The organism is Mangrovibacterium sp. (genome assembly GCF_059905295.1).
This window is the reverse complement of the sequence record NZ_JBZQJF010000216.1, coordinates 1-2,449: the sequence shown is the minus strand read 5'-3', so window position 1 is coordinate 2,449 and position 2,449 is coordinate 1. Positions and strand designations below refer to the sequence as shown.

Annotated in this window: 3 protein-coding genes; all 3 read left to right on the top strand. The window is 42.5% G+C overall.

Going from position 1 to position 2,449, the window contains the following annotated elements; genetic code table 11:
* The coding region (locus AC37HE_RS11345; RefSeq protein ID WP_500782959.1) for a S1 RNA-binding domain-containing protein at positions 1-1,007 on the top strand (1,007 nt) is incomplete at its 5' end.
* 45 nt (positions 1,008-1,052) lie between these two features.
* Positions 1,053-1,406 carry an STAS domain-containing protein gene (locus tag AC37HE_RS11340; protein ID WP_500782958.1) on the top strand — a complete coding sequence of 118 codons (354 nt, stop codon included), beginning with the start codon at positions 1,053-1,055 and terminating at the stop codon, positions 1,404-1,406.
* A gap of 17 nt (positions 1,407-1,423) precedes the next feature.
* Positions 1,424-2,338, top strand: a complete 915-nt coding sequence (locus tag AC37HE_RS11335; protein WP_500782957.1) for a ribonuclease Z — start codon at positions 1,424-1,426, stop codon at positions 2,336-2,338.
* Positions 2,339-2,449: the final 111 nt, after the last annotated feature.

Genomic DNA, 2,449 nt, shown 5'->3' with positions numbered 1-2,449 from the left:
TGAACGTTGTTATCCTTGACTTCGATGATGACAAAAAACGTATCGCTCTTGGTCTGAAACAATTGACTCCTCACCCATGGGATAACTTAAACGCTGAATTGAAAGTTGGCGATACTGTTAAAGGTAAAGTTGTTGTTATGGCTGACTACGGTGCATTCGTTGAAATTGCTCCGGGTGTTGAAGGTTTGATCCACGTTTCAGAAATGAGCTGGTCACAACACTTGCGTTCAGCACAAGACTTCCTGAAAGTTGGAGACGAGATCGAAGCTCAAATCCTGACTTTGGATCGCGAAGAACGCAAAATGTCATTGGGTATCAAACAACTTCGTCAAGACCCATGGCAAGATATCGACACTCGTTTCGGTGTTGGATCTCAGCATACAGCAAAAGTTCGCAACTTCACTAACTTCGGTGTATTCGTTGAAATCGAAGAAGGTGTTGACGGTCTGATCCACATTTCAGACTTGAGCTGGACTAAGAAAATCAAACACCCATCAGAATTCACATCAATTGGTGCTGATATCGAAGTGGTTGTATTGGACATCGACAAAGAAAACCGTCGCTTGAGCTTAGGCCACAAGCAATTGGAAGAAAACCCATGGGATGTATTCGAAACAATCTTCTCTGTGGACTCTATCCATGAAGGTACTGTAGTTGAATTGTTCGACAAAGGTGCTACAATCGCTCTTCCTTACGGTGTTGAAGGATTCGCAACTCCTCGCCACCTGGTAAAAGAAGACGGTTCTCAAGCTGCTTTGGACGAAAAATTAGACTTCAAAGTAATCGAGTTCTCTAAATCTGCAAAACGTATCATCCTGTCTCACTCTCGTGTATTCGAAGATGAGAAAAAATCGGTTGAAACAGCAGAGAAGAAAGCTGCAGCTAAGCAAACTAAAAAAGCAGTGAAAACTGTTAAAGATAACCTGGAGAAAACAACTTTAGGTGATATCAGCGAATTGGCTGCATTGAAATCTCAAATGGAAGCGGAAGAAAACAAAGAAAAGTAAGAGATACTTACAATTTGTTGAACAGAATTTCGTAAATTTCCATTCATGGAATTTCAAGTAATAAATAAGGAAAACCACTCAGTAATTAAAGTACTGAGCTCCAAGCTGGACACCAACAATGCACCCGATTTAAAATCAGAATTGGTTGTATTGGGTAATGAAAATGTAAAAAACATTATCCTTGATGTTAGTCAATGTGCTTACGTCGATTCATCAGGATTAAGTTCAATTTTAGTTGCCAACCGTTTATGCGAAGATGCTATTGGTACTTTTATCCTCTGCGGATTACAACCTGATGTGGAACATCTCATCCGCCTGTCAATGCTTCACACCGTGCTGCTGATTACCAAATCAGTAGAAGAAGCTGAAGAGTTGCTGGTTAAGAAAGAAAGCTTATAGTTTCCTTTCCGATGCAGATGCCCTTTCAATTAACAATTCTGGGAAGTAGTTCGGCAACGCCTACTTCCGAAAGATACCCAACCGCTCAAGTGCTCAATGCACTTGGGCGGTTTTTTTTAATCGACTGCGGCGAAGGTACCCAACACCAACTACGCCGAAACCGCATCAATTACAGCAAAATCAACCACATCTTTATTTCGCACCTTCATGGTGACCATTTCTTTGGATTGATTGGCTTAATTTCAACTATGGGACTGCAGGGACGACGTGGCGATTTACACATCTACGCCCACTCTGAGTTGCAACGCTACACCAAGTTTCAGCTCGATTTTTTGGGCATGGAGGAACCTGGCTTTCAACTTATTTTTCACCCCTTGAACTTCAAAAAGTCTCAGGTTATTTTCGAGGATAAAAAACTGAAAATTACTTCCTTCCCTTTAAAGCACCGTATCTCATGTTGTGGCTTCCGCTTCGATGAGCACCCCCGGGAAGACAATATCATCAAAGAGAAGATCAAGCTGTACAACATCCCGATTCGGGAAATTAAGAACATTAAAGCCGGAGCCGATTTTACGACCGAAAGCGGTCAGCTTATTCCCAACAAAAACCTGGTCATTCCGGCTCCGAAGCCTCGCTCCTACGCATTTTGTTCCGACACAGCTTACAATGAAGGCATAATTCCGGAGATTGCCGGCGTTGATTTGCTTTACCACGAGGCCACCTTTGGCGAAAACGAAGCCTTAATTGCTGCCGAAACATTCCATTCAACAGGAAAAGAAGCTGCCCTGATCGCCCAAAAAGCCCAAGTTAAAAAGTTGCTGATTGGCCATTTCTCGTCCCGCTATAAAAGCCCGGTTCCAATTCTGGAGGAAGCCCAAACGATCTTCCCCAATACCGCAATTGGCTACGACAACTTAACATTCGAGCTTTAGCAATTTGCTTGCATCCACAAACCAATCAGTCTCCTTTCGGCTCGGCGGCCGCTTCTGTACAATCAAAAATATTCGGATAAGTTCATTTTTCGAACAATTATCATTTATTTC